Origin of the sequence: Vibrio sp. V12_P9A6T4, from assembly GCF_963874835.1 — a bacterium.
Taxonomy (GTDB): Bacteria; Pseudomonadota; Gammaproteobacteria; order Enterobacterales; family Vibrionaceae; genus Vibrio; species Vibrio anguillarum.
Genome location: NZ_CAWNJO010000033.1, coordinates 32,152 through 56,572 on the forward strand (window position 1 = coordinate 32,152; position 24,421 = coordinate 56,572).

Annotated in this window: 19 protein-coding genes and 1 pseudogene; 12 read left to right on the top strand and 8 right to left on the bottom strand. The window is 45.5% G+C overall.

All coding sequences use genetic code 11. The annotated features are described in order from the left end of the window. Window positions 1-60 precede the first annotated feature (60 nt). The 3 genes from AACQ42_RS02690 to dapD all read left to right on the top strand — a co-directional run bounded on the left by AACQ42_RS02690 (window position 61) and on the right by dapD (window position 2,631). Window positions 61-954 (top strand): LysR family transcriptional regulator, encoded by an 894-nt coding sequence (locus AACQ42_RS02690; RefSeq protein WP_013856148.1) that lies wholly within the window; start codon window positions 61-63, stop codon window positions 952-954. Window positions 955-1,051: 97 nt separating this feature from the next. Further along, window positions 1,052-1,351 carry a YebG family protein gene (locus AACQ42_RS02695; protein ID WP_010318120.1) on the top strand — a complete coding sequence of 100 codons (300 nt, stop codon included), beginning with the start codon at window positions 1,052-1,054 and terminating at the stop codon, window positions 1,349-1,351. A 248-nt stretch (window positions 1,352-1,599) separates the two neighbouring features. Then, on the top strand, window positions 1,600-2,631 hold the full coding sequence (dapD, locus tag AACQ42_RS02700) for a 2,3,4,5-tetrahydropyridine-2,6-dicarboxylate N-succinyltransferase (protein ID WP_047690990.1): 1,032 nt from the start codon (window positions 1,600-1,602) through the stop codon (window positions 2,629-2,631). 120 nt (window positions 2,632-2,751) lie between these two features. On the opposite strand, the gene AACQ42_RS02705 is transcribed toward dapD, so the two are convergent. Together AACQ42_RS02705 and AACQ42_RS02710 are read right to left on the bottom strand one after the other, a co-directional pair. Then, window positions 2,752-3,936 carry an NnrS family protein gene (locus tag AACQ42_RS02705; RefSeq protein WP_094165962.1) on the bottom strand — a complete coding sequence of 395 codons (1,185 nt, stop codon included), beginning with the start codon at window positions 3,934-3,936 and terminating at the stop codon, window positions 2,752-2,754. 180 nt (window positions 3,937-4,116) lie between these two features. Then, complete coding sequence (locus AACQ42_RS02710) at window positions 4,117-5,232, bottom strand: GNAT family N-acetyltransferase/peptidase C39 family protein (RefSeq protein WP_094165963.1); 1,116 nt, start codon at window positions 5,230-5,232, stop codon at window positions 4,117-4,119. Window positions 5,233-5,302: 70 nt separating this feature from the next. On the opposite strand from AACQ42_RS02710, the gene AACQ42_RS02715 reads away from it, so the two are divergent. The 4 genes from AACQ42_RS02715 (at window position 5,303) to AACQ42_RS02730 (ending at window position 9,479) form a co-directional block, all read left to right on the top strand. Next, the gene (locus AACQ42_RS02715; protein WP_094165964.1) at window positions 5,303-6,754 is read left to right on the top strand and encodes a RimK family protein; all 1,452 of its coding nucleotides are present in this window, start codon (window positions 5,303-5,305) and stop codon (window positions 6,752-6,754) included. Between the two features lie 66 nt (window positions 6,755-6,820). After that, window positions 6,821-7,762, top strand: coding sequence for a zinc transporter ZntB (locus tag AACQ42_RS02720; protein ID WP_017046560.1), 942 nt, complete (start codon window positions 6,821-6,823; stop codon window positions 7,760-7,762). A gap of 10 nt (window positions 7,763-7,772) precedes the next feature. Next, on the top strand, window positions 7,773-8,324 hold the full coding sequence (locus tag AACQ42_RS02725) for a gamma-glutamylcyclotransferase family protein (protein ID WP_176429700.1): 552 nt from the start codon (window positions 7,773-7,775) through the stop codon (window positions 8,322-8,324). 156 nt (window positions 8,325-8,480) lie between these two features. Next, window positions 8,481-9,479, top strand: coding sequence for a substrate-binding domain-containing protein (locus AACQ42_RS02730; RefSeq protein WP_026027964.1), 999 nt, complete (start codon window positions 8,481-8,483; stop codon window positions 9,477-9,479). A 69-nt stretch (window positions 9,480-9,548) separates the two neighbouring features. Here AACQ42_RS02730 and galM read toward each other — a convergent pair whose 3' ends face one another. From galM to galE, 4 genes and pseudogenes are all read right to left on the bottom strand, one after another. Then, complete coding sequence (galM, locus tag AACQ42_RS02735; RefSeq protein ID WP_228209076.1) at window positions 9,549-10,583, bottom strand: galactose-1-epimerase; 1,035 nt, start codon at window positions 10,581-10,583, stop codon at window positions 9,549-9,551. Between the two features lie 30 nt (window positions 10,584-10,613). After that, window positions 10,614-11,765, bottom strand: a pseudogene (gene galK, locus AACQ42_RS02740) (galactokinase); the annotation flags it as partial. 188 nt (window positions 11,766-11,953) lie between these two features. Next, on the bottom strand, window positions 11,954-13,006 hold the full coding sequence (locus tag AACQ42_RS02745; protein ID WP_094150821.1) for a UDP-glucose--hexose-1-phosphate uridylyltransferase: 1,053 nt from the start codon (window positions 13,004-13,006) through the stop codon (window positions 11,954-11,956). Window positions 13,007-13,060: 54 nt separating this feature from the next. Further along, window positions 13,061-14,074 carry a UDP-glucose 4-epimerase GalE gene (gene galE, locus AACQ42_RS02750; protein ID WP_013856138.1) on the bottom strand — a complete coding sequence of 338 codons (1,014 nt, stop codon included), beginning with the start codon at window positions 14,072-14,074 and terminating at the stop codon, window positions 13,061-13,063. Window positions 14,075-14,366: 292 nt separating this feature from the next. Between galE and AACQ42_RS02755 the strand changes: the two genes are divergently transcribed. The 5 genes from AACQ42_RS02755 (at window position 14,367) to AACQ42_RS02775 (ending at window position 20,545) form a co-directional block, all read left to right on the top strand. After that, window positions 14,367-15,677, top strand: coding sequence for an MATE family efflux transporter (locus tag AACQ42_RS02755; RefSeq protein WP_094165966.1), 1,311 nt, complete (start codon window positions 14,367-14,369; stop codon window positions 15,675-15,677). Between the two features lie 114 nt (window positions 15,678-15,791). Next, the gene (gene chrA / locus AACQ42_RS02760; RefSeq protein ID WP_094165967.1) at window positions 15,792-16,940 is read left to right on the top strand and encodes a chromate efflux transporter; all 1,149 of its coding nucleotides are present in this window, start codon (window positions 15,792-15,794) and stop codon (window positions 16,938-16,940) included. A 224-nt stretch (window positions 16,941-17,164) separates the two neighbouring features. Next, the gene (locus AACQ42_RS02765) at window positions 17,165-18,313 is read left to right on the top strand and encodes an HD-GYP domain-containing protein (RefSeq protein WP_088721265.1); all 1,149 of its coding nucleotides are present in this window, start codon (window positions 17,165-17,167) and stop codon (window positions 18,311-18,313) included. 176 nt (window positions 18,314-18,489) lie between these two features. Further along, window positions 18,490-20,178, top strand: coding sequence for an AMP-binding protein (locus AACQ42_RS02770; protein ID WP_013856134.1), 1,689 nt, complete (start codon window positions 18,490-18,492; stop codon window positions 20,176-20,178). Between the two features lie 154 nt (window positions 20,179-20,332). Beyond that, window positions 20,333-20,545, top strand: a complete 213-nt coding sequence (locus AACQ42_RS02775) for a VF530 family protein (RefSeq protein ID WP_013856133.1) — start codon at window positions 20,333-20,335, stop codon at window positions 20,543-20,545. 168 nt (window positions 20,546-20,713) lie between these two features. On the opposite strand, the gene fusA is transcribed toward AACQ42_RS02775, so the two are convergent. Next, complete coding sequence (fusA, locus tag AACQ42_RS02780; protein WP_017043055.1) at window positions 20,714-22,807, bottom strand: elongation factor G; 2,094 nt, start codon at window positions 22,805-22,807, stop codon at window positions 20,714-20,716. Between the two features lie 162 nt (window positions 22,808-22,969). Continuing rightward, window positions 22,970-24,349 carry a DNA repair protein RadA gene (gene radA / locus AACQ42_RS02785; RefSeq protein ID WP_013856131.1) on the bottom strand — a complete coding sequence of 460 codons (1,380 nt, stop codon included), beginning with the start codon at window positions 24,347-24,349 and terminating at the stop codon, window positions 22,970-22,972. Between the last annotated feature and the right edge of the window lie 72 nt (window positions 24,350-24,421).

Genomic DNA, 24,421 nt, shown 5'->3' on the forward strand with positions numbered 1-24,421 from the left:
CCTTTTGTTCTGATATATCTAAATATATAGAACACACGTTCAGATTAATTAAACAAAATTATGGCTGCCAATATTTCTCTTAAGCAATTGAAAGTATTCACTTCAATTACGCAACACAAAACCTTGACCCAAGCTGCAGAGGCGCTGTTTTTGTCAAAAGCGGCCGTGAGCATGTCACTGTCTGAACTGGAAAAACAGCTTGGGCATGCGCTGTTCGATAGGGTCAATAACCGTTTAATCCTCAATCAAGAGGGACAAAAACTGTTGCCGCTCGCCGATGAACTGCTAAGCCGTGCGAGCAACATCAACCAACTGTTTGACAGTGAGCAAACCCTCGCAGGCCAATTGCGCATTGGTACCAGTGATACGATTGGCAACCATGTTGCGCCTTATCTACTCAGTCAATTTCGCCAGCAAACCCAACACATCTCGCAAAGTTTGTTTATTTCCAACTCGGCGCTGATTTGCCAAAAGTTGGTCGATTACGAACTGGATCTTGCGTTGATTGAAGGAAAAACACTGCACCCAGAGCTGATTTCAACGCCTTTTTCACACGATGAAATGTGTATTATTTGCGCACCCGAACATCCACTCACAATGATAAATCAGCTCACCCTAAATGATTTCGAACAGAGCCAATGGGTATTGCGCGAAGCGGGTTCTGGCTCGCGAGAGTTTTTCTTACGGGCTATCGCACCACGACTTGAGCAGTGGCATGAAGCCTTTGAATTGAATACCACTGAAGCCTTAATCAACAGTGTTTCGGCAGGGTTAGGTTTGGGTTGTTTATCCACCCTTGCTGCGCATTCAGCACTGCAAGATGGCCGGGTTAAAAGACTCGATGTTCCGCTGGACATGAAACGCCGTTTTTGGCTATTGGTGCATAAAGAAAAATACCAAAGCCCACTGCTCAAACACTTTATTGAATTTTGTTATCAATGGAACAAAGAGTAGCCATCCACCTCTCACTTTTTCCTGCTCACCTAGACTTCATGGTTTAAAAACTGTATAAACAGCCAGTAGAATTAATGACTAAGTTAGAGGATTAACCATGGCTGTAATCGTCAAGTACGTGGTGGAACGCAACGGAGAAGAAAAGATGACTTTTACCTCTAAAGCAGACGCTGACGCTTATGACAAAATGCTCGATATGGCAGATGAGCTTTTCGAACTGTTAGGGAAAAGTGAGTTGCTAGAAGATGAAGCCAAGCAAGAAGCTTTGGCGATGTTCTTAGCGCAAAATAAAGAAGAAGTGCTTTACGCACTTGGCGCAAAGCGCAAGCCTGCACCGGCTAAGCCTAAAAAAGCCAAAGCGGTAAAAGACGAAGCACCAGAAGAAGATGCAGCTTAAGGCGATTAAACGCTTAACTTAAGATAATAGAACGTGAAAAGACCGCTGCTTCGTCAGCGGTTTTGTATTTCTGTCTAAAGAAATACATCGCTAAAAAGACAAAAGGTATCGTTTTACGGACTTTCTCCCCTTTTGCCCTTTCCTACCCCTGCCTCACTCTTTATGATGCTTGATAAATCGAGTGCGCCGCAATGATGCTCAACCTACGCTGGCGAGCGCATCAATAGTGACAACATGGAGATATCAAAATGGCTTACTTTGCACTTGCCTTTGGCACGGCAACCAAAAACCGTGATGGAAAAATTATTGAAGCGTTTTTTCCAGCGCCAATTCTCAACCCAAGTGACGCACTAGTGAGCGAGCTTGCTCAAGTCTCTGGTTATGGCGAAGGCAACCAGTATCTCGACATCTCAACCGAGCAAAGCGCCCAACTCGCCGCGATATTTGCTCAACATGATCAGGCTAACAATGCCAGTTTTGCCGATAAAGCCGCTAATGCCTCACAACCACTGGTGCTGGTTATTTTAGCTTCCGACCAACAACCTCAATCAGTCGCTGAAGGCTTTTTGAAGCTACAACTGATTTCACACCGTTTAGTGAAACCACACGGTACTGTGCTTGATGGTATTTTTGGCCTGCTGCACAACATCGCATGGACCAATGAGGGTCCTATCGATCTACCTGAACTAGCGGATCGTCAAATTGAAGCTCGCCTTGCAGGCCGAGCTTTAACGGTAGATTGTGTCGATAAATTCCCGAAAATGGTTGATTACATTGTCCCAGCGGGCATCCGTATTGCGGATACCTCGCGCGTTCGCCTTGGCGCGCACGTGGGCGAAGGTACCACTGTGATGCATGAAGGTTTTATCAACTTCAACGCTGGTACAACAGGCGTGAGCATGGTTGAAGGGCGTATTTCTGCGGGTGTGGTTGTTGGTAATGGATCGGACATCGGCGGTGGCGCTTCTATCATGGGTACGCTTTCTGGCGGCGGTAAGGTCGTGGTCTCTATCGGTGAAAACTCACTGCTTGGCGCAAATGCAGGCTTAGGTTTCCCACTCGGCGATCGCTGCACAATAGAATCAGGTTTGTACGTAACTGCTGGCACTAAAGTGCGTATGCTCGATAACCAAGGCCAAGAAGTGGAGATCGTTAAAGCACGTGATTTAGCTGGTGTATCGGATCTACTTTTCCGTCGCAACTCGATCACTGGTCAAATTGAGTGTTTAGCCAATAAATCAGCCGTTGAACTGAACAGCATGCTGCACAGCCATAACTGATCCAGTTTTTCTGATAAAACGGCTTGGCGATGTGCCAAGCCTTTTTCTTTTGCGCGCTTTCTACTGCTAGGCTACTTTCTACTTTTTTATTTTGCTACTTCCACGTTACGGGCCAAACCGTTATCCCGGGTGGCCATCGACTCTCGGCGTAAATAACATCGTGCCGAATTTCCACACAAACAGAGTAAAAGCCAATATCCAGAGTGCGGCGCTGATATTCACCATCAAAAAGAGTTGTGCTGGGAAAAACGCCACACCGAGGCTGCGTACCAATGCCGACATCATCAAAGCCGCAAACGCAATACTCATTTTAGGCCCTTGATAAATCGCCCTGCCGGTATGCCCCATGGTCACGCGTGCAATCATCGATAAAATCAAGCCTGAGATGGCTCCAATGGCAAAGAGATGGATCAGGTTATGAGTGACATATACATCATCAATTAACCCGCGCAGTAATAAGCTCAAAGGAATGCAGGCATACGCAGCGTGCAGCGACCAAACCAGAGGCTCACTCAATGTTAGCCATGGTTTCCAACGCATCCAACGTACCCACTGCGCTAACCCAGCCAGTAACATGATAGGCTGACCAATCTGCACCATCGTCAGCGGGAAGAAACTCAAAATAAACAAGGCCGCAATGGGCGCATTGGCTAACCAATCGAGCCATACCCATGGCTGTGCTTTTTCAAAGTTAAAACGCCTTGCGCTGAAGAAAGGGATCACGCGTGCTCCCATGACTGATAGCAACAATGTGAACCACCACAACATCGCCTGCCATACCGCCGCCGAGCTAAAGGGCGGCATTCCTTTAATGGTGGCATAACTCGCAAAGTTCGCGCCGATCGCTAAAAGAAACAGCGGCACAAAAAAGAGATTTTTCCAGCCTTTCGCTTGCACTACTCGGCGGCCAATTTCATAGGCCGAAGCCGCCAAAAAAAGCGCTTCGACAGAAGAGATGACCCACAAAGGTGTCGGCGTCCACAATAAGATTCGAGGCGCTAGCCACAAGGCGACTAACACGGCTAAGCGATAATGTTTCGTGCCATTAATGCCAGTCCAGTTCTGTACGGCAGTCAATAGAAAACCGACCACAATTGCCATAGCAAAACCAAACAGCATTTCATGTACATGCCACCACAGCGCAGGAACTTGCAATGCCGATGGCTGACCGGTTTGAAACATCCAGACCCATAACGTCACCGCTAAAACGGCATATACGCTACCAAGTAGGAAAAAGGGACGAAAACCAAGGCGCAACCAAGCGGGTATGCGTTGTTCTACTTTTATATCGGTAATATTGAGCACTGTGACCTCTTACGGCGGTGGTGGATATCATGACAGACGACCAACACCACAAGCACAATTCAAGCCAATAAAAACACCCAATAAAAACAATAAAATAAGAAATATCACTCAAAAAAAAGAGTCATAACAACTCAAGAAAAAACAGTCATTATGACTCAACAAACTCATTTAAACTCTATCCTAACCAGTGGTTACACGCATAGCACTGCGGTTCGAGCTAATCACCACACAAGCCGTCTGTTTTTGTTTACCAAAACCGATGATTTGTGACAGCGCTTTTTTGCCGACCGGAATGAAAGCCGAAGCCATCGCATCCGCTTCTGTTTCTGCATGTGGATCGTGAATAAAGAAGAATTTATCGCTCATACCACTGAGTACGATCCAATGCGGCTCTTTCTTACCATCGAAACGATAAGTGCTGATGAGTAGCAGCACACATGATCCTTCCGTCACCCACGCTTCCAGTTGCTCTTGACTCGGTGGTGCATCAATCATCGCCACATCTTGATGAGTAAGCTGCTCACAAAAATCAAGATGAACCAATTCGATAACTTGTTTTTTATTGGCATCTCGCACGCTATCAATAAAAGGCGTGCTTTTGGATTGGCTCCACAGCTCCACATGATAACCGCGTCGACTAGCAGCCAATGCTAACCCTTGACCACTGCACCCACCGTGCCCTGCCGCCATAAAAATCGTTGTTGCTTCTCGCCACAGTTGCAGCTCAGCGGTACGACTCGGCTCAAACGATTTAGACAAGCAAGAAAAGCTCATCAGCAAGCATGCCGCACCGCAAGTAAATGGCGTAGTCTGAACATAAAGTGGCATCGGTAATTGCACCTTAGGCCCTTGTGGCGACAAGCGTTTTTGCATCCGGCGTCCATTACACAAATCATCGTAATAATGGATAAGAAATTTCAGGGTTTTATAGCCCATTTTTTCATATAAATTTATCGCTGCCGTATTGTCTTCACGCACTTCTAATCGTAATGTAGTGGCACCTTGATCAAGAGCAGCACGCTCGCATTGCTCGACCAAATTTTGAGCAATCCTCCGGCCTCTGAAATCAGGTTTTACGGCAATCGAATACAACCTTGATAGCTGTGTACCTTGATGAAATAGTAGCAATGCATATCCAGCCAGCTCTGTGCCGGCATCGGCCACAAACAACACCGCTTGGTTGGAATGTAAAAAACGCTTCATTTGACGTGGAGAGATTTTATCTCCGTCAAACAGCTGTTGTTCTAACGCATTAAGAGCAGTGAGATCAGCACTTTTCGCAAGACGAAAGTCCATACGACGTCCTTAAGTGGTTGGCAAGATTGCGGCTCAATATTATTCCTATTGATTAAGGAAAAGAATAGCAATGGCAAACCTTTTGATCGTGACCGACCAGTCCAGTGACTGGCAACAATATTTCCCCTCAGAGCAAGTGGTAAGTGTAGACCAATACCTCAACAGTAATGGCACCCATACTCATCGCAGCCTGCAAGTGGTCAACCTGTGTCGCGATTATGGCTACATGAGCAGCGGCTATTACTGCTCGCTGATGGCAGAGGCACGCGGCCACCGCGTTATCCCTCGAGTGATGGCAATCAACGACATCAATCAACCCTTTTTACTCTCTTCTGGCTTATTGAAACTCAATAAACTGTGCGCCCAAACCGATTTTATACAGTGCAAAATTTATTTTGGCCGCACCGCAGAAAAAGGCTTGGATAAACTGGCTCGCCGCCTGTTTGAACAGTTTATGGTGCCCGTTATTGAGTTGGAAATGAACCGCGTTCAAGGGCAGTGGCAAATCAGCAAAATTGGCCCTTTCCCATTCCAAGATTTGAACGACCAAGAGCAAGATTTCTTCGTCGAATCATTAGAACTGTTTTCAACCAAAGTTTGGCGTAAACCGAAGCAAGAGAAAAAGTACCGTTACGATATTGCCATGCTGGTGGACGAAGAAGAGAAAATGCCACCTTCTGATCCCTCAGCATTAAAACGTTTTCGCCGCGCCGCAAACCGTTTAGGAGTCAACCTAGAAACCATTTCACCGGATGACTTATCGCGTTTGGGTGAATTTGATGGCTTGTTTATTCGCGCCACCACGAACATCAGTAATTACACTTACCGCTTTGCAAAAACGGCTGAGAAAATGGGCTTGGTGGTGATGGATGATTCTGAATCGATCATGAAATGCACCAATAAAGTGTTCTTAACTGAGTTGTTGCAACGCAACAAAGTGCCTGCGCCAAAAGGCGTGATTTTGCAAAGTTTTGATGAGCAATGGAAAAGCAATGTCATGCAGGAGTTGAGCTTTCCCATGGTATTAAAAATTCCAGATGGCGCATTTTCACGTGGCGTGGTCAAAGTACGCAACGAGCAAGAGCTGGAACGCGAAGCCGGCGCACTGTTTGAAAAAAGTGCTCTGATTTTGGCACAAGCCTTCATGCCAACTGACTTTGACTGGCGCATCGGTGTAATGAACCGCCAAGCCATCTTCGCCTGCAAATACATGATGAGCCGCGGCCACTGGCAAATTTATCAACATCACAACAGTGGCCGAGTCTCTTCTGGCGGCTTTGAAACCTTGGATTTAAAACAAGTACCTAAAAACGTGGTTGATGTTGCCTTAAAAGCGTCAAACCTTATCGGCAGTGGCCTGTACGGCGTTGACTTGAAAGAGATTGATGGCCAAGTTTATGTAATTGAAGTGAATGATAACCCTAGTATTGATCACCAAGTTGAGGATGCGTTTTTAGGCGATCTTCTTTACGATAGGATCATGACTGAGTTTCTGCGCCGTATTCAAATGCGCGGCTTCTGATCTCAATTGGTATAATCTACTGCTCCTCAATGCAGAGTCATTGAGGAGCAAGTTATAAGGATATTCATGGAATTTTTGATCGACCAGTGGCATTTTTCTGCATCCGCTCCGCAGCAAAAACTCAATAGTGCTTCACTGATTGAAGCCGGGAATTGGTATCACTGCCAACGCGATATTCCCGGTTTAAAAGAGTGGTTGCTGCAGTATCAGATCCCCACTTCAATTGTCGACAGCCTCTTAGCAGAGGACACTCGCCCACTGTTTGAGCAATACGATGATGATAACTTTTTACTGATTTTGCGTGGCGTCAACATGAACGACAACGCCAACCCAGAAGATATGTTGAGCGTTCGCATTCTCTATTTCAATGGCGCGCTATTTTCAACCCGAAAAATCCCGTCAAAAGCCGTCAATGTAATCCGTGACCTACTGCAGGCCGGGCAAGGCCCGCAAACCCTTTCAGATGTACTCGTGCAGATCATTGATGGTTTAAACAAAAACATCGATAACTACTTAAACAGCATTGAAGCGAAAATCACCCAATACGATAACGAAATTGAACTCAGTGACGAGCTGATGCAGACGCATAAAGCGCTGCTCAAAATCAAACGTTTTATCAAACCTCAGCAATACGCCATCGATGATTTCAGTGATTCCAAAGTATCGCTGGCAAATGATAAAAACTTGCGTCTGCGCCATAGCGTTAACACCATCACGCGCATTAATGAAACCCTCGATTTTTACCTTGGAGAGCTCGAACTGATCAAAGGGGAATTACGTCAATATCATGCAGAGAAGATGAACCAAAACACCTATTTATTCTCGGTGATTGCGGCGATCTTTCTACCAACAAGCTTTTTAACTGGCTTACTTGGGGTTAATGTCGGCGGTATTCCCGGCACTGAATCCCCCGTTGCTTTTGCTCTCTTTTGCATCGCACTGGTTGGTATTTTTGGTTTAGAGTTTTGGATTTTGCATCGGTTACGTTTTTTCAATAAGGAGTCGTAATTCACTGATGATGTATATTTTTGGTTATGGCAGCTTGATCAACTCCGCTTCTCGCCAGTTAACAGGGCAAACAGGAAGAGCTATTCCCGTGGTCGCGCATGGTTTAGTTCGTTACTGGGGAAAAATTGATGAGAGCTACATATTGTCACCTTTGGTGGTGAATGAAGGACAAGGGCAAGTCAACGGCGTACTGCTGGAGATCGATGAAACCGCTTTGGCAGAATTTGACCGTCGAGAGCGTGGTTATGAGCGAGTGCCCCTCAACGCTAATCAAATCGAGAGTGATGACGCTTTTAACCTCCAATGTCCGATTTGGGTTTATGTCAAAGAGGCACCAGAGCCTCCCTGCGAGCGAAGCCCTATCGTACAAACCTATGTCGATACCGTGCTGGCTGGTTGTTTAGAGTTTTCAGAAACCTTTGCGCGCCATTTTATTGAGCACACGGTAGGCTGGCAACATCCGCTGATTAACGATCGCCTCGCGCCGAAATACGGTAATTTAGCAGGGGTAGAACCCTGTCATCATGCGATCATTGATGAGCTGATGGCTACGGTCCGTTAGCGCCTTAGCTTTTATTCCAATTTTAAACGTTTACATTAATTAGAAGCCTTGATTTACCTGTATAGAAAGTCGTAATTATCACATTGATTGCATTGTTCGTTTGCCTTATTTACACCACCATTGTTAAATACAGCGAGCAATAGCAAGAGGTGTAATATGGCTACCATCAAAGATGTAGCTCGCGAAGCCGGTGTGTCAGTGGCAACGGTTTCACGAGTCATCAATAAATCCCCTAAAGCGAGTAAAACATCGATTGAAGCGGTCACCGCCGCAATGAGTTTACTTGGCTATCGGCCTAACGCCGCCGCACGAGCTTTAGTCAGCCAAAGTACCGACACCATAGGCGTGCTAGTCAGCGACGTTTCCGATCCTTTTTTTGGCATGCTCGTGAAAGCGGTCGATAATGTGGCTCATGACAATGGCAAGCATTTGTTGATTGGCAATGGTTATCACCGTGCTGAAGAAGAGCGCCAAGCGATTGAACTGCTGATCAACAGCCGTTGTGACGCTTTGGTGATTCACTCGAAAGGTTTATCGGATCAAGAATTGATCGACTACGCTGCCGAAGTGAAATCGATGGTATTGATCAACCGTCATATCCCGCAACTGGCTAACCGCTGCATCTCATTGGATAACTACAAAGGTGCTTATTTGGCGACTGAATTTTTAATCCGCCACGGTCATAAAAAAATCGCTTGTATTGGCTCTTCTCATTCGATTGAAGACGCTACAGATCGCGTAGCTGGTTATCAAGCCGCATTGAAAGATCACGGTATTGAGATCGCTCCTAATTACATCGAGTTGGCCGAACCACACAGCGAAGGTGGCGAGCAAGCGATGACTCACTTGCTGATCCGTTCGATCGACATGACTGCCGTGGTCGCCTACAACGATAATATGGCAGCGGGCGCGTTAAATGTGCTTGAGGAAAATGGTGTAAAAAGCCCTGAGCAAATTTCAGTGATCGGCTTTGATGATGCGTTGATCGCACGCTACATTCGCCCAAGGCTGACCACCATCCGCTACCCAATCGAGATGATGGCTGAAAAAGCCGCTAAACTGGCACTCCAATTAGCCCGTGGCGAAACGATAGAAAAAGAACCGATGATTTTCTCACCGACTTTGGTGCGTCGAGATTCGGTAGAAAAAATCTGACGCACTCAGGTTGCACTTTCACTCGCCACTTTGGGCATCAATACTCAACACATAAGCGACGCACCCACCTTAAACGTCAAATTGGTAAATGGTGGTATGAGTATATTCTTGCCCTGGCAGAGTAATACAGCTGGGTTGCTGCCATTCGGGATGATTGGGGGCATCCGGCAAGTATTGAGTTTCTAATGCGACCCCCGCATAGCCTTGATAAACCCCACCGCGCCGATTGGGCGTCCCCGATAGCCAGTTTCCACTATAAAGTTGTATGGCTGGCTTAGTCGTAAATACGCTCATGGTTACCTTTGCATCTGGTGATTTCAGTTGCGCGGCGCACACGGTTAAATCAGCTTTATCAGGCAATAAATAACTGTGGTCATACCCTTTGCTTGCTTGTTGCTGCTCATCTTTGAGTAAGTCACGACCTATTGATTTTGCAACGCGAAAATCAAAGCCCGTGTCGATGACAGATTTTGGCCCTGACAATGGGATTCCATGTGGATCTGTGGGTAAAAATTGATCGGCTTTTATAGAAAGTGAATGATCTAAAATCGTATGATCACTCTCTGCGCCTAGCAAATTAAAATAGGCGTGGTTGGTTAAATTAAGCGGCGTTGGTTTATCTGTGGTCGCTAAATAGCGGAGGATCAATTGATTCTGATCGTTCAGTTCATAGCTCACGGCAATGTCAACATTACCGGGAAAACCTTGGTCACCATCCGATGAATGGATTGAAAACGTCACTTGTTGAGCACTTTTGTGAGCAATAGTCCAACGACGCTGATCTAACCCTTCAAGACCACCATGCAAACTATTTCCAGCTTGGTTGGTCGTCACTTGATAGCGTTGATCATTTAATTCAAATTGGCCTTTAGCGATCCGGTTGGCATAACGTCCCACAGTGACGCCCATATAGCTTTGTTGTTTCTGGAAGTCGCTCATGGTGGAAACACCCAGCAGAACTTCTCTGCGTTCCCCATCCTTAAGCGCCAACTCACAACTGAGCCATGTTGCACCAATATCCATTAATACTACGCGGCTACCAATGCGGTTAGTCAAACTGACAAGTTGTGCCGGGCGGCCATCATAAGCTACTTGCTGAGTCATAGTGTGAACAAGTGAAGATGTGCAGCAAGCCTCCACTAGACCAGCGCCCTCTTTTGCTTGGCAGACGTAAATCGACGCTTTGAGGCCAGTCGCCACTTCATATTTCTCATCGACAGCCGCTTTCACTGCATCAACCAATGTCGGTGGGACAAGTGCCACAATACAGCCACCAAAGCCGCCCCCAGTCATACGCACACCGCCTTGGTCACCAATCACCTCTTTGATGATATCAACCAAGGTATCAATCTCTTTGACCGTAATTTCAAAATCATCACGCATCGATGCGTGTGATTGAGCCATCAGCTCGCCCATGCGCTTCATGTCGTGGGCTCGCAGCGCTTGGGCCGCTTCAACAGTACGGTCATTTTCAGTAATGATGTGACGAGCACGTTTAGCCACCAACTCATCAAGCTCAGAAACTTTTTGGTTAAACTGTTCAATGCTTACATCACGCAGCGCTTTGACGCCAAAAATACGCGCAGCCTCTTCACACTGCTGACGGCGAGTATTGTATTCGCTATCTACCAAGCCGCGTTTTTTATTGGAGTTGACGATCACGACAGCCATCTCTTCAGGCATTGAAACCGCTTGTGTTTCTAAGCTACGGCAATCTAAAAGTAGCGCGTGGTTTTCACGACCTTGCGCCGAAATCATTTGATCCATAATGCCGCAATTACAGCCGACAAATTCGTTCTCGGCCTGTTGGCCATTTAGTGCAATTTCCGCTTGAGAAATATCCAGTTGATAAAGTTCTTTAAAAGTTTGACCGATCACGACCTCAAGCGCAGCCGAAGAGCTAAGCCCCGCTCCCTGTGGAACATTACCGCTGACAGTAATATCCGCCCCGGTAAACGAGTACCCACGCGCAAGCAAACATTTCACCACGCCGCGAATGTAGTTCGCCCACATTTTGTCTTGTTGGAAAGTAATCTCTTGGGTGAGGTCAAACTCATCAAGTGCATTGCCATAATCAACAGACACGATGCGTACTAAATTATCTTCACGCTTGGCAGCCGCTACCACGGTTTGGTAGTTAATTGCGCAGGGGAGCACAAAACCGTCGTTATAGTCGGTGTGCTCACCAATCAAATTTACACGGCCTGGCGCTTGGATGATATGACTAGGCGCGTAGCCCAACACTTGCTCAAAAGACGCTTTCACATTTTGGATTAAATCAAACATTTGCATTCCTAAACTCATAAACTGGTTTTCATTTCTCATTAACCACTTAGCGCTATGAAAAAACTTTGTTAAGCCCAAGTCGTTGGAGGCGCAGCGAGGTGATAAGTAAATTCAGCCAATGAACATAGATTACCTATGTTCTTAGGGTGCGTTTACGCAGCAACAAGGCTACAACTTCACAGATGACGTTACTGCTCTTTGTAGTGAACATCACTTAGCTCGCGCAGACGCTGCGCCGCTTGTTCTGCGGTTAAATCTCGTTGGCTTTCAGCCAACATTTCATAACCCACCATAAACTTACGAATCGAGGCACTGCGCAGCAGTGGTGGGTAGAACAGTGCATGCAGTTGCCAATGGTCAATGTTCGTACCCTCTTCAAAGAAAGGCGCGTAATGCCAGCCCATAGAATAAGGGAAAGAACATTGGAACAGGTTGTCGTAACGGCTGGTCAGTTTTTTAATCGCAACGGCGAGATCGTCACGTTGCGCATCACTCAACTCACTCATGCGACGGATATGCGTTTTTGGCAGCAACATGGTTTCAAATGGCCATGCAGCCCAGTAAGGCACAACAGCCACCCAATGCTCTGTTTCCAGCACAATACGTGAGCCATCTTTCAGCTCAGCTTGCACATAATCCACCAGCAGGTTACTACCCTGTTGTTGGTAATACGATTTTAGGTTGTGCTCCTTGCGTTCAATTTCATTGGGTAAGAAGCTATTAGCCCAGATTTGGCCGTGTGGGTGAGGCTGGGAACAACCCATGGTTTCACCTTTGTTCTCAAATGCTTGCACCCAAACGTACTCTTTACCTAACTCTTCGATTTGATCGTTCCACGTATCAATCACGCTGCGAATGTTGCCCACGGGTAACTCTGGCAGAGTTTTGCTGTGATCTGGAGAGAAACAAATCACTCGGCTCAAACCACGCACACCTTGAGTTTTGAATAGAGGGCTATCGGACTCCGGTGCATCTGGTGAATCCACCATCAGTGCTGCGAAGTCGTTGTTGAATACGTACGTACCTTGGTAGTCTGGGTTGACATCACCAGAGATACGCTCGTTTGTCGGACAAAGAAAACACTTCTGATCATAACTTGGCAGTTCATCTACCGCTGGCTTTTCATCAGCCCCGCTCCAAGGGCGTTTGGCGCGATGTGGTGAGACTAAAATCCACTGCCCCGTGAGTGGGTTGTAGCGACGATGTGGATGATCCACTGGGTTAAATTTAACATTCGACATATTGCTTACTCAATTATGCTATTTGATAGTCCGGCGCGTCACGCCGGATAAAAACTAGTACCCTTGCGGGTTATTGGATTGCCAATGCCATGTATCAGCAGCCATTTCATTGATACTGCGCGTCGCCTTCCAAGCCAGATCTCGCTCCGCTTTTGTGGTACTAGCCCAACACTCGGCAATATCACCCGGGCGGCGTGGGCAAATCTCATAAGCAATAGGAACACCACTTGCTTGAGCAAAGGCGGAAACTATCTCTAACACACTCGATCCGTTACCCGATCCAAGGTTGTAAATATGCCTTCCCGCTTTCATCGCAACCGTATTTAAAGCGGCCAAATGGCCATCGGCTAGATCCATCACATGAATGTAATCACGCACACCCGTACCATCCGGTGTAGGGTAGTCGCTACCAAATATGGATAACTTCTCGCGGCGACCTACCGCAACTTGGGCAATAAACGGCATCAGATTATTCGGCACACCTTGCGGGTCTTCGCCCATAGTGCCCGAAGGGTGAGCCCCCACAGGGTTGAAGTAACGCAGTAAGGTCACACTCCAATCTGGCTCAGCAACCACTAAATCCGATAGGCACTGCTCAATCATATATTTGCTACGACCGTAAGGATTGGTGGTTGATCCGGTTGGAGAATCTTCAGTTATCGGCACGATTTCAGGATCGCCATACACTGTCGCCGATGAACTGAATACAATACTTTTCACTCCAGCTTTACGCATACTGCGCGCTAGCACCAACGAACCATTGACGTTATTGTCATAATATTCGAGCGGTTTTATCACGGATTCACCGACGGCTTTTAAACCTGCGAAATGAATCACAGCATCAATATTATGTTCAGCAAATACCTTATCGAGAAAGGCCTCATCACGGATATCACCATGATAAAACACGGGCGTTTTATCTGTCAGTGCATGGATACGGCTTAATACTTCAATCTTCGCGTTAGATAAGTTGTCAACGATAATGGGGTCGATACCCGCTTGTATCATTTGTACACAGGTATGACTTCCGATATAGCCCATGCCGCCCGTCACTAATACTTTCACCATACTCTCCTATTGGGATACCGATAGAGGTTGATTCTCGCTCTTGAAAAAGTCTAACAGCCTTACTCGCTTTCAATCTGTGATCAAAACACCACAATGTAAACGTTTCCACGAAAACTCTAAAACAATTCCCTTCACTTAACTGATTTTATTTAAATTACGTATACAATACGCACAGGTAGGCTCTAGTGAGATATTTTGCTGCCCACCACCTTGCACCATCATCTTCTCTAGTTCGACTTACCTTGCTGAGTTTTAGCCCATGACCCAAAGCCGTGTAGAACTGAATAACCGAATGAATATCGTCACTTTGACTTGGCCGATCTTTATTGAGATTTTATTACGGACGGCGATTAACACCAGTGATGTATTTATGCTGAGTAGTTATTCAGACAAGGCTGTATCAGCGGTTGGGGTTATCACTCAAATCAATTTTTTCTTGCTGATTGTCTCAATGATGGTCAGCAGTGGTACAGGGATCCTAATTGGGCAATACAATGGCTCTGGCCGCCAAAGTGAATCGGCACATGTTGGGGTGGCCAGTTTACTGCTTGGATTAATCATTGGCTCATCGCTCAGTTTAGCCGCTTATTTGAGCGCTAATTCAGTCATGAATGCCTACGGCTTAGAAGCGCAGGTCGCACAATATGGCTATGAATATCTGGTTATCAGTGGCAGCTTTACAGTAAACGTTACCATCGGCATTGTACTGGCGACGATTTTGCGCAGTAACGGCTACTCCAAAGCGCCGATGTTCATTAATTTATTTGCCGGATTATTGAATATAATCGGTAACTATATTGCTATTTTTCAACCCTTTGGACTGCCCGTCTACGGTGTACAAGGGGTTGCGATATCAACAGTGTTCAGCCAAATTGTCAGCACTATTTTGCTGTACTACACCGTTAAGTACTACCACATATCACTACCGGTGAAAGAGTGGAAAATCATCCCGAAGCCGCTATACCAGAAGATCATCAAGATCGGCATGATGAATGCGGGAGAGATTCTTTCCTATAACATGATGCAACTGACGGTGATTTTTTTCGTTGTAAAAATGGGCACGGCTTCACTGGCCGCGTTTACTTATGCGCAAAATATTGCCCGTCTCGCCTTTGCATTCTCAGTGGCTCTTGGGCAAGCCGGGCAAATTCAAACTAGCTACTACATTGGTAAAGGTTGGGTGGATGAGATTCTGACTAAAGTACAACAATATTTTGTGGTTGGCTTTCTCGTCTCCAGCACATTGACGATCTCAATTTATCTACTGCGCGCTGACATCATCGCCCTCTTCACTTCTGATCCTGAGATAACGACCTTGGTCGCGGGGTTAATTGCTGGCTCCATTGCAATGGAAGCCGGGCGCACGTTTAACCTAATTTTTATTGCCGCACTCAAAGGCGCAGGAGACATTCGCTTTCCAGTGCAGATGGGCATATTAAGCATGTGGACTTTTGGCGCAGGTTTAACTTACTTATTTGGCTTACATTGGGGATGGGGAGTTATGGGTGCATGGGTGGCCATTTCGGTGGATGAATGGTTTAGAGGCATCATCATGTTTAGACGTTGGCGATCTAAGGCTTGGACTAAGTTTAAACTCAGTTAACCCATGCCTGTCTGTTTATCGTTTTTCTGCGGTTTACAAATGGTTAAGGATTAAATTTGAATCTGCTCAAACATCCTTTTAAAGTAGCGAAACAACGTCTCTTTAAGAGTGCTTATGCACATGTTTACTATTTTCAAAACTTTTTTTCTGCTTGGGTGGATAAGCTTTGGTGGGCCAGCCGCTCACATTGGTTATTTCCGCAATACATTCGTTGAAAAATTAAAATGGATTGAAGATAAAGAATACGCACAGATCGTTGCCTTAAGTCAGTTTTTGCCAGGGCCTGGTTCAAGCCAAGTTGGGTTTGCACTAGGGTACCATCGTGGTGGCTTACTGGGTGGATGCGCCGCTTTTGCTGGTTTTACACTCCCTTCGGTTTTGATCATGGTTGCCCTTGCCATCGCCAGCAGCCAATTACTACAAACCCCCTTATTTCAAAACGTGATTCACGGCTTAAAACTGCTAGCCGTTGTGGTTGTCGCGGATGCCACATGGGGAATGTATAAAAACTTCTGTAAGAATCGCTTAACCGTTGGGTTGTGTGTGTCCACCGCTGTGATGCTGATTGTTGCACCCAGTATTGGAACGCAAATCGGAGTTCTCATTGCGGCAGCGCTGATCGGAGTGAAATGGCTCCCTAGTCAAGATTTAGCTACTGAACGTTCATTTGTCCCCGCTTTCGTCCCTTTCGCTCTCTTTATTGGCTTACTGGTCGGTTTACCTTTTGCCGCCCACTTGATGCCTGAAATCGCTCTATTTAACCACTTTTATCAAGCGGGTAGCTTAGTGTTTGGCGGTGGGCATGTCGTACTTCCATTGCTGCAAAATTTAGTTGGCGACGCGCTTGACCCGGATCTATTTTTAACAGGATATGCCGCAGCACAAGCGGTTCCTGGTCCAATGTTTACCTTCGCCACTTACATTGGCTACGCTCTACTACCACAAGCGCCAATCTTAGGCGCAACGCTGGCGACCATTGCCGTCTTTTTGCCGGGGTTTTTGTTACTGCTCGGCGTGCTTAAAAATTGGCAAGCCTTAGCAAACTATCGATCAGTATCAGGAGCAATCAACGGTGTTAACGCCGCCGTCGTTGGTTTGCTGCTCTCAGCCTTATATCACCCTGTATTTACAAGCTCGGTCAGCAATCATCTAGATATGGCGATCGTTCTGATCGGTTTTTACCTACTAAAACAGCTCAAACTGCCTATTGTCTGGCTGGTTATATTCTTTATGCTCAGTGGTATTGCACTTGGATTAAACTGAAATTGGCCATACGCCTTGTGACTAAAAATGGCGTCAAATAGCCGTATCTATCTAGTGACTCAGCGTCATCCAGCGGCTTTCCAGTACCACCTCATATTGCTTGGTTATATAACCCATTTTTTATTTAAATTTCACGCACGCATCGCTTATCTGTTCTAAACTTATCAATTAGAAGAGCCTCTCCATTTCAACCTTGGAGACCCTGTAGCGCAGAGGAACACGCGATGGATACGCATAGCAAAGGTTGCGAGCACGCCTATTTTCCACATGTTGGTCCACTCAATAAGCAACTGGCTAACATACACCAACGAATGCAAGTCAAAGTCCCAGAGATTGACCGCATCTCTTTTGCGCTATACGACCATCATCATGATAATTTGAAAACCTACGCCGACAGCACCTTTCACGGGGGCGAGCTTATACATTACGAGTTTCCACTTGCTGAGCTTCCAGTCCTTAAGCAATGCGCACAAAACGGCCAGAGTCGTAGCGTTGAAAATATCCCAATCCAATTGAAGCCAGACTATCCTCATACTCGCTGGCTAATTGAGCAAGGTTATTGTTCATCACTGGCGATTCCGACTTACCACCAGCAAGCATTTATTGGCTTTATTTTCCTCAACTCGTGTCAAAGCCATTTGTTTACCGAACAGGTAAGGCAGAATGTAGAACCTTTTATTGAGATGATTCGCTTTGCAGTTTGCTCTGAATACGATTTAGTCCACACTATTTTAGAGACTGTAAATTTGACTCAAGCGCGCTCCCCAGAGCATCAACTAGAATCGAAAGAGCATAAAGAACGTATTAGCTGTTATGCCAAAGTCATCGCTACTGAGGTTGCTGACATTTATCAACTGGATGATGAAACCATTGATAACATTATCCAGTTTTCGCGCTATCACGACATAGGCAAACTTGCCCTACCGACAAGCTTATTACTTAACCCAAATACATTAGATAAACCAGAGCGTGCTCAACTGTATAGCCACATAGAAAAAGGGATTGAAATCATTAATCAAATTATTGATGACATAGGTACACCTGATCACCCTTGCATATCCATATTAAAAGAGATCGTCGCTTATCATCATGAGTTTTTGGATGGCAGTGGCTATCCTTACGGCCTAATGCAAGACAATATCCCGATATCGGCACGCATTATTGCTGTTGCCAACGTCTTTGATGCCTTAACAAGCCATCGTCCATACAAACAAGCTTGGTCTGTTCCTTTTGCCCTTCTCGAACTGGAAAAAATGGTCGTGAGCGGCAAGCTTGATAAACACTGTGTCAATGCCCTTCGCTATCATCAAGATTACTTAAAACATGTGATTGATATTCACCCAGAAATCGACCCGAAGGATAGATTCAACTGAACAGAAATAAACGTCACTCTGAGTTAATAGTGTCAAAATAAGAAAGTGAATCCAGCGCGCAACTTTAACGTTTAGTAACTACAATCTTCTTTTACCTAACCATTCCACCATGCTAAAGTTAACAAAACGTTAACATAAGAATAATAATATTTTTGCCAATAACATGGAGTTAGAGAATGATTCAGCCTAACGAGTTAAGCAAAGCAACTTGTGCTCTCCCACCACCGAATGAAATGATCTTGAAATGGGCAGCGGAACGCCCCAACCAAGTTTATTTAAGACAAATTATTAACCGAAAATTTGTTGAATACACCTATGCTGAAGTCGCCGACAAAGCACTCAGGCTCGCCTCAGCGCTACAAGCGCTAGGGGCAAAACCCCAAGATAAAATTGCACTCATTTCCAAAAACTGCGCTGAATGGTTTGTGTGTGATCTCGCAATGATGCTCGGCGACTTTGTCAGTGTTCCCATTTTTCCAACGGCTGGCGCCGATACCATCGAATACTGCCTCACCCATAGCGAAACAAAAATAGTCATTGTGGGTAAACTCGATAACGGACAAGCCACCCAACAAGTATTGAGCCATTTACCAGATATCATCAGTATTGCGCTACCCTATGATTCAGCTCCCACTTGCGATCACCTGTTTACAAAATTGATTGAGCACTATCCGCCAAGCACAGAACGCCCTGTACATCATGACAATAAGTTGATGTCTTTAGTCTATACATCGGGTACGTCGGGCTTGCCGAAAGGGGCTATGCTGACCTACGGTGCATTTAGCTGGTCAGCTCAACAGCTTATAAACCACATTGGAATTCAAGAAAACGACCGTTTATTTTCCTACCTCCCTTTGGCTCATATTACTGAACGTGTTTATATTTTTGGCTCTTCCATCATGGGTGGGGTACAAACGGCTTTCCCTGAATCATTAGACACCTTTATTGAAGATGTCAAAATGCAGCGCCCGACGCTCTTTATCTCAGTACCAAGGTTATGGACTCTATTTCAGCAACGCATTCAAGACAAATTACCGCAGAAAAAGCTCAATTTTCTGCTAAAGATCCCTTTTGTAAGCACGCTGATTAAGAAGAAACTTGCTGATGGCTTAGGGCTTGATCAAGCACGTGTGCTTGGTTGTGGCTCGGCTCCCGTATCACCGGCGTTATTAGAGTGGTATCACCAAATTGGGCTGAACATTACCGAAGCTTGGGGCATGACAGAATCTTTTGCTTATAGCACCCTGAACTACCCGTTTAGAGCCGACAAATTGGGGTCGGTTGGACGAGCAGGCCCAGGAATCGAACTTAAAATCGCTAATAATGATCATGAGATTATGGTGCGTGGCCAAGGACTATTTTCTGGCTATTATAAAAATGACATTGCAACTCAAGAGTCATTTGATAAAGAAGGATGGCTACATACTGGCGATATCGGTTTTATTGATGCTGAAGGTTATCTCACCATTCAAGGGCGCAAAAAGGACACCTTTAAAACAGCCAAAGGCAAGTTTGTGGCTCCCGTACCTATCGAAAATAAACTGTTCGAATACACTCGAGTCGAGATGATGTGTCTGATTGGCTTAGGGCTTCCCGCCCCTATTTTGCTAGTTGTTCCACATAATTTCCCTCATTTTGATCGCGTTCGTTATGAGCGTACTACTCAAAAAGTCATTAAGCGGATGAATGAGGAATTGGAATCGCATGAGCAAATCAAAGGCGTGCTAATGATAAAGGAGCCATGGTCAATCGAAAATGGTGTCCTCACTCCTACCTTAAAAATCAAGCGGCATGTATTAGAACAGAAATATCATGAAATGGGGCACAATTGGCCAAAAGGACAACTGGTTGTTTGGGAAGAGTAATCCATTCTAATGGAGCAGGTTGGACTTAGCCTCTAACCTGCCAATACACCAAGTTTTCACACTAACAACCTCCTATATTGCCTAATATTTTGTCCTAATTTAACTCCTGTGCCTGCTATACTTAGCTTAAATAACGCTATTGAATAATTGAATCATGACACAAGATAATAACCCGCTGCATGGGGTCACTTTAGAAAAACTACTCACGGATCTCGTTGAATACTATGGCTGGGAAGAACTCAGCTACATGGTCAATATTAACTGCTTTAAAAAGGATCCGAGTATTAAATCAAGCTTGAAATTTTTACGTAAAACTGAATGGGCACGTATTAAGGTTGAAGAAATCTATATCAACCTTAAGGGCTAACTAAACGATATGAATTGAGTAGTATAAACTACCTTCTCCCAGCAGTTTCCACTGTTATCGGTTCTGCTTTTATCGGTTTTTATGCCCTTTTCTATTTCGTTGTTACATAAAAAAGCCCCACCAGCTTTCACTGGTGGGGCTTTTTACGTTCAGCTTAGCTTTTAAGAATTACTTCTTATCTGCTTCTTTACGTGCTTTAACGTCAGCAATAACTTGCTCTGCAACGTTTGCAGGACATGCAGCGTAGTGTGAGAACTCCATAGAGAACTGACCACGACCAGATGTCATTGTACGTAGGTGACCGATATAACCAAACATTTCAGATAGAGGAACGTTCGCTTTAATACGTACACCTGTTACGCCAGCTTCTTGATCTTTAATCATGCCACGACGACGGTTAAGGTCACCGATAACATCACCAACGTGATCTTCTGGAGTAAACACGTCAACGTGCATAATTGGCTCTAGAAGTTGAGCGCCAGCTTTAGGCATAGATTGACGGAATGCACCTTTCGCTGCGATTTCAAATGCGATTGCAGATGAGTCAACTGCGTGGAAGCCACCGTCGAACAGTTCAACTTCAACGTCTAGTACAGGGAACCCAGCAAGAACACCTTGGTCCATCATAGACTTAAAGCCTTTCTCTACCGCAGGCCAGAATTCTTTAGGTACGTTACCACCAACAACTACTGATTTGAACGTGAAACCTGAATTTGGCTCACCTGGTTTGATACGGTAGTCGATCTTACCGAACTGACCAGAACCACCAGACTGTTTCTTGTGCGTATAGCTGTCTTCAATTGCTTTAGTGATAGTTTCACGGTAAGCAACTTGAGGAGCACCAACGATAAGATCAATGCCGTGTGTACGCTTAAGGATATCAACTTTGATATCTAGGTGAAGTTCACCCATACCTTTTAGGATGGTTTCGCCAGTTTCTTCATCAGACTCAACTTGGAATGATGGATCTTCTGAAACCATTTTACCTAGCGCAATACCTAACTTCTCAGAACCGCCTTTGTCTTTAGGAGCAACAGCGATAGAGATTACAGGCGTTGGGAAAATCATTGGCTCAAGAGTACATTCGTGTTTAGGATCACATAGAGTGTGACCAGTTTTCACGTTTTTCATACCAACGATAGCGATGATATCACCCGCTTGAGCGGAATCAAGTTCGTTACGATCGTTCGCGTGCATCTCAACCATACGGCCAATACGCTCAGTCTTACCAGTAGCACTGTTAAGAATGGTGTCACCTTTCTTCAGTTTACCAGAATAAATACGGATAAACGTTAGGGCACCAAAACGGTCATCCATGATCTTGAACGCAAGTGCACGGAATGGTTCGTCAACAGAAACTGTTGCAACTTTACCAGTAGGCTCACCTGTTTCAGGATCAGTCAGATCTTGAGGTACAACTTCAGCTGGAGCTGGAAGATAATCAACAACGGCATCTAGTAGAAGTTGCATGCCTTTGTTTTTGAATGCTGAACCACAGAATGTAGGGAAGAACGCTAATTCACGAGTACCTTTACGGATACAAGCTTTTAGTTGCTCAATAGTTGGCTCTTCGCCTTCCATATAAGCCATCATTAGCTCGTCGTCTTGCTCTACTGCAGTTTCGATTAGCATTTCACGGTATTCTTCAACTTGCTCTACCATGTCTGCTGGAATTTCTTTGATTTCGTAGTTTTCTGGCTGACCTGAATCATCCCAAACGTAAGCTTGACGGTTTAATACGTCAACAACGCCAACGAATTCGTCTTCACGACCAATTGGAAGAGTCATAACAAGTGGGTTTGCGCCAAGAACTTTCTTCACTTGTCCTACAACGCGGAAGAAGTCTGCACCCATACGGTCTAGTTTGTTTACGAAGATCAGACGAGCTACTTCTGAATCGTTCGCGTAACGCCAGTTAGTTTCTGACTGAGGTTCAACACCGCCAGAACCACAGAATACACCAACACCGCCATCAAGAACTTTCAGAGAACGGTAAACTTCAACTGTGAAGTCAACGTGCCCAGGAGTATCGATAACGTTAAAACGGTGATCTTTCCAGAAACAAGTCGTCGCTGCTGATTGAATTGTGATACCGCGTTCAGCTTCTTGATCCATGAAATCCATGGTAGAAGCGCCATCGTGTACTTCACCTGTACGGTGGATTTTACCAGTAAGCTTAAGAATACGCTCAGTGGTAGTGGTTTTACCGGCATCAACGTGCGCGAAAATACCAATGTTTCTGTATTTTGATAAATCTGCCATTGTCTTACTCTGTTAATAAGGTATAAAGTGCGCGCAGAGTATATCACAATCTGTCAAGACTGATACCCTTGCATACGCTTGCTTGAAAAAAAATATAGTACGGTTACGAACTGTCGGTGAAATATAGGTCATAACCGTAAAAGAGGCGAGTTTAATTAAGATTTATAACTCATCAAATGCTTCAATTGCTTCAGATAATTTCTTCACACCGTGCAATTGCATGCCCGGTATTCCACCTTTAGGCATATTCGCCATCGGAATAATTGCTTTCTTAAAACCATGTTTAAATGCTTCATTTAATCGCTCTTGACCACTAGGTACTGGGCGAATTTCTCCGGCCAAACCGACTTCGCCAAACACGACAACATCTTTAGCAAGTGGTTTATCTCTGAAGCTTGAAAGCAGTGCCATGAGAAGTGCTAAGTCGGCGCTTGTTTCCGTCACTTTAACGCCACCAACCACATTAACAAACACATCTTGATCGGACATTTGTAAGCCACCGTGCTTGTGAAGCACTGCCAACAATAAAGATAAGCGATTTTGCTCAAGCCCAACGGCGACTCGCCTTGGGTTCGCTAATTGTGAATAGTCAACCAGTGCTTGGATCTCCACTAGCAGTGGACGCGTTCCTTCCCATACAACCATCACCGAACTGCCCGAAGTATCTTCTTCGCCTCGCGAAAGGAAAATGGCAGAAGGATTACTCACTTCACGCAAGCCCTGTCCCGTCATGGCAAAAACGCCGAGTTCATTGACCGCACCAAATCGGTTCTTGTGACTGCGTAATGTACGAAAACGACTATCAGTCCCTCCGTCGAGCAATACCGAGCAGTCAATAATATGCTCTAGCACTTTTGGACCAGCCAAAGAACCGTCTTTAGTAACGTGTCCGACTAAAAATACGGCAACGTTGTTTTGCTTAGCGTAGCGTGTGAGCGTTGTCGCAGACTCGCGCACTTGTGCCACCGTACCGGGAGAGGATTGGACGTCAGCCACATGCATCACTTGAATTGAGTCTATGACCATGATGCGGGGCTGCTCTTTTTCAGCGATTTGGCAAATGCGATCTACATTGGTTTCCGACAGCATTTTAAGCTTATCTTTAGGTAAACCAAGACGAGAGGCTCGCATCGCGACTTGCTGAAGCGATTCTTCACCCGTGACATACAAAGCAGGCATTGACGCCGCGAGCTGACACATGGTTTGCAGTAATAAAGTCGATTTCCCAGCGCCAGGGTTACCACCGATTAAAATCGCCGCGCCGGGTACGACACCACCACCCAATACACGGTCCAACTCTTTAAAGCCGCTAGAAAACCGTGGGACTTCCTGCAGATTAATATCCGACAGCACTTGGACTTGTGATTCCGTTACTGCCCCAGCGTAACCACCTAGTCGCTCATTACGTGCAACCTGCGGCGATGCTGCCAAGCGTACTTCGGTGATAGTATTCCATGCACCACAAGCACTACATTGACCTTGCCAACGCGGAAAATCTGCGCCGCAATCATTACATACATAGGCGCGTTTTGCTTTTGCCATGCTTCCTCAACAATTCCTGTTTCTTGTTGGTAACCTATACTTTTCAAGCTTAAAGATTAAACTGTTAAGTAA